The 1885-nt window shown below is 67.8% G+C and carries 1 protein-coding gene; it reads left to right on the top strand.

From position 1 onward, the window contains the following. Positions 1–384: 384 nt before the first annotated feature. On the top strand, positions 385–1885 hold a 1501-nt coding region (locus tag FH608_RS51090; RefSeq protein WP_226900764.1), incomplete at its 3' end, for a recombinase family protein.

The following is a 1885-nucleotide window of genomic DNA, read 5'->3' as shown; positions in this document are numbered from 1 at the left end:
TCAAGCAGCTTTCTACAGTGCACCTATATAGCTGTTAGGGCCTGGAGCTGCGATGATTGGTATCGAAGGTCTGCTGGAGTTGGTGTCGGTTATCCAGCGGCTCAAGGAGCAGAGCGCCCCGCGGGAAGGGGGTGCGGCATCACCGTCAGTCGGCGATCGGAGGGTGAGCCGGGCTCTCCACGACCCGGCCGGCGACCTCCTCGCCCATCGGATGGGGCGATTTGCCGGAAACGAGTCGGATTGCGGCGATTCGGATGCTGGCGCTGCTGGTGGAGCGACGGTTATCCCGTCCGGCGGCGAGTCTGACCGGCGGCGCCGATGAGCAGGCAGGCGAGCACATCTCCAGGGTTGCCAGGGAAGATCAGGCGCGAGCACACCGACCGGATGGCGGTGGTGTACGTGCGTCAGTCGACCCGTCGTCAGGTGCTTGAGCACACCGAGTCCGCTCGGGTCCAGTACGCGCTGGTGGACCGGGCGGTGGCGCTGGGCTGGGCAGCGTCGCGGGTGAAGGTGATCGACGCCGACTTGGGCATGTCCGGTGCCAGCGCCCAAGGGCGGCCGGGGTTCGCCGAGTTGGTGAGCGAGGTCGGGCTCGGGCATGTGGGGATCGTGCTCGGGGTCGAGGTCTCCCGGCTGGCCCGCTCGGGCCGGGACTGGTATCAGTTGATGGAGCTGTGCGCCCTGGCGGGCACGCTGCTCGGCGACAGCGACGGGATCTATGATCCCGCCCAGTACAACGACCGGCTGCTGCTCGGGCTGAAGGGCACCATGTCGGAGGCGGAACTCCACCTGATCAAACAGCGGATGGCGGCGGGACGGCTGGCCAAGGCCCAGCGGGGCGAGTTGTTCTTCTCGGTGCCGACCGGGTACGTGCTGCGCCCTTCTGGGGAGGTGGTCAAGGACCCCGACGAGCAGGTCCAGTCGGTGATCACACTCATCTTCGAGCTGTTCGACGAACTCGGCACGATCAACGCGGTGCTGGCCTACCTGGTCGAGCACCGGATCCAGCTCGGGATCCGCCTGCGGGAGGGACCCGATCAGGGCGAACTGGTCTGGCGCCGCCCGAACCGGATGACGCTGACCAACATTCTGCACAACCCGATCTACGCCGGCATCTACACCTATGGCCGCAGCGGTGTGGATCACCGGCGGAAAGTCCCCGGCCGCCCCTCGACGGGGCGCGTGGTGGTGCCGATGGAGCAGTGGGAGGTCGTCTTGCCGGACCTGCTGCCTGCCTACATCAGCCAGCAGCAATACCGGCGCAACCTGGAGCGGATGGCGGCCAACCGGGCCCGGGCGGACACGGCGGGTGCGGCGCGGGACGGGCGCGCCCTGCTCAGTGGCCTGATTCGATGTGGCCGCTGCGGCCACAGAATGTTCGTTCAGTACCATCGGCGCGGAGACGACTCGCTGCACAACTACGTGTGCGTGCGCGAGTACGCCGACCATGGCGGGCCGCGCTGCCAGCAACTGGCCGGCCCATGCGTGGACGCGCATGTCACCGAGCAGATGCTTCAGATGATCGCCCCGGCGGCGCTGCAGGTGTCGCTGCACGCCGCCGAGCAGATCGAAGCTGAGCGCACCCGGTTGGAGAAGCTGTGGCAACAGCGACTGGAGCGCGCCGCCTATGCCGCCGACCGAGCTCGGCGCCAATATCAGCTGGCCGAGCCGGAAAACCGCCTGGTCGTGCGGCAGCTGGAACGCGACTGGGAACAGGCGCTGGCCGAACTGGAGAGCCTGCGCGAGGACCACGACCGGTTCCTGGCCACCCAGCCGCTGCTGCTGTCGGCGGCCGAGCGTGAGCAGATCCGCGAACTGGCCGCCGATCTCCCCGCGTTGTGGCATGCCGAATCCACCTCCAACGCCGATCGCAAGCAGCTTCTGC

Source organism: Nonomuraea phyllanthi (genome assembly GCF_006334985.2).
GTDB classification, from domain to species: Bacteria; Actinomycetota; Actinomycetes; order Streptosporangiales; family Streptosporangiaceae; genus Nonomuraea; species Nonomuraea phyllanthi.
The sequence above is the reverse complement of the archived record's forward strand: the minus strand, read 5'-3'. Positions and strand labels throughout refer to the sequence as shown.